Genomic DNA, 2616 nt, shown 5'->3' with positions numbered 1-2616 from the left:
TCATCGATTACTTCCGACGACTTTTACTATTCTACTAGATAATTTCTTATCTGTCAACAAATTTTTAAGAAGTTTTTTCTTAAGTTTTTGTTGTTTCTTGCCGCATCTCTCAGCGACAAGATTTATCTTACCATACTTGTTATATCAAATATAATATTAGTTTTTTATAATTATAGTTTATTTAAATATATCTTCATATTTCTTCAATTTACTTTTATTTTCTTATACTGATACACATGGTATAGTATACTAAAGTAAAAATAACTTATACTAATAATTAGCCTCTATATGCGAAATATACCGCATTAAAATCAATAAATATTCGTTATGTTAACTAGTTACTAACCTTCTTAATATTCCATTGAAAATATCCTTTTTATAATAATATAAGACCAATTAACTATTTTCATAATTAATTAGCCTCTCTTACATTATAATATAATATACTTATTAAATTCTTCTATGATATTAACTTTTGATTTATATCCTAATTCATTTAAAGATTTATCTAACGTATTTAAAACAAATAAAATTTTATCTATCCTACTGTTTTCTCCCATATGACCAATTCTAATAACCTTATTCTCAAGATAATCAAAGGAACCTGAAATTAGTAAATTGTAATTATCTCTCATATAATTAATTAACTTGTTTGCTTCTATTCCTGTAGGCGGTTCCACTACTGTAACTGTAGATGAAAAGCCACTATCTAAATATAACTTTAACCCATAGCTAGTTAATGCATTTCTAGTAGCTACAGCAATATTTTTATGTCTATTGTGTACATTCTCTATTCCTTCTTCAAGTATATTATCTATTGCAACTCTAAGCCCATATATGTCACTTATTGGCATAGTATATGGAAACCACTTTTTATCATAATATCCCTTCCATATAGTTAAGTTACAATAAAATCCTACAATCGGAGTATTTCTTATTCTCATAGCTTTATCCGCATCATCACTAACGGTAACAATAGTTAATCCTGGTGGAGCTGAAAAAGCTTTTTGAGAACCACCTAATGCAATATCTATATCCCACTCATCTACATTTATAGGTTCTCCTCCCATAGCTGCAACACTATCTACAACTGTTAATATTCCATATTCCTTAAGCATTGGGCAAATTTTACTTATATCATTAAGCACTCCTGATGGTGTATCGCAATGAACAACAGTTGCATATTTAAAATTACTATCTTTATCAAGGAATTCTCTTAAATGTTCCACATCTACTTCTCTTTTTCTATCAACAGAATACAACACAGGTATTCCTCCATATATTTTCACAAAATCAGCAAAGCCTTCACCAAATACTCCATTATCAATAATTAATACTCTATCTCCTATTTCTGTAAGTGATGCACAAGCAGCTTCCAATCCTAATATACCTTCACCACTTAATATAAACACATCCTTTTCAGTATTTAGTACTTCCCCAATTTTATTGCAAGTTTCTCTATAAAAATCATAAAAATCCTTATCTAAATCTGGATTAGTAGTTTCAATAGCTCTAGCCAATCTAACATTTTCTCTTACATTAGTAGGGCCTGGTGTAAATACATATGGTTTATTCATCATTTCATCCCCTATTCATATCTTTAATATTACTAATTTTAATCACAATATTTGAAATAAAAATTTTGTTAATATCAAATTTATTTTTCTAATATATTTTCAATTTTTGTTATTAAGTTAAAATTAGTTAAGTCATAATGTAGTGGTGTAACTGTTATGTATCCTTCTTTAATCATGTCTACATCAGTATTATCTTGCATTGCATCATCCGGCGCACCAGTTATTTTATATACTACATTATCATCACTTTTCTCTACTTCAACATATACATTATTATAATTTCTTTCACCTATTTTACATACCTTTAATCCCTTTAATTTATCTTTACTTATGGATGGAATGTTTACATTTAGCACTGTGTTTCCAATTTTCTCACTTCTAATTTTATTTAATATTTTTTCTGCATAATCTGCAGCTATTTCATAACTTTCTTCATTGCCATCACAAGATAATGCAATTGCTGGGGTATTATTTAATGCTCCTTCAACGGCTGCAGACACAGTCCCTGAATATATTACATCGGTGCCTAAATTAAATCCATCATTTATTCCTGATACTACTATATCTATTTTTTCACTAGCAATAGTAGTTATTGCAATTTTTGTACAATCAACAGGTGTACCACTTACGCTAAAACATGGAGCATCTATACCTTCTATTTTTTCTTTTTTTACAATAAGAGGATTCATTAATGTTATGGAATGACTACTAGCACTTTTTTGACTATCTGGTGCCACTACCAATATGTTGTGTGAATTTTGAAGTCTCTGTGCAATAATCTGTATACCTTTTGCAGTAATTCCATCATCATTGGTTATTAATATATTCATAATTATATAAAATAGAGAAATTTATATTCTCTATTTTCCCTCCCTTCATTTATCTAAAATCTTATTAAGTAATTAATTTACCCAAAAATAAATACTGTCTACTTTTTTATTTTAACATACTAATGATAAAGTTTATCTTAAAATATTATAAAATACTATAAAAAAAAGACACTGCATATACAGTGTCTTTGGTGGAGATAAAGGGATTC

2 protein-coding genes are annotated in these 2616 nt (G+C 27.9%); both read right to left on the bottom strand.

Annotation, left to right across the window (positions count from 1 at the left end; translation table 11 throughout):
- Positions 1–431 precede the first annotated feature (431 nt).
- The gene (locus B3J31_RS13755) at positions 432–1577 is read right to left on the bottom strand and encodes an alanine--glyoxylate aminotransferase family protein (protein WP_346866881.1); all 1146 of its coding nucleotides are present in this window, start codon (positions 1575–1577) and stop codon (positions 432–434) included.
- 80 nt (positions 1578–1657) lie between these two features.
- Complete coding sequence (gene surE, locus B3J31_RS13750) at positions 1658–2407, bottom strand: 5'/3'-nucleotidase SurE (RefSeq protein ID WP_346866880.1); 750 nt, start codon at positions 2405–2407, stop codon at positions 1658–1660.
- Positions 2408–2616: the final 209 nt, after the last annotated feature.

Origin of the sequence: Clostridium sp. UBA5988 (assembly GCF_002435615.1) — a bacterium.
GTDB classification, from domain to species: Bacteria; Bacillota; Clostridia; order Clostridiales; family Clostridiaceae; genus Clostridium_J; species Clostridium_J sulfidigenes.
Note: the sequence above shows the minus strand (reverse complement) of the source record. Positions and strands in the feature narration are given on the sequence as shown.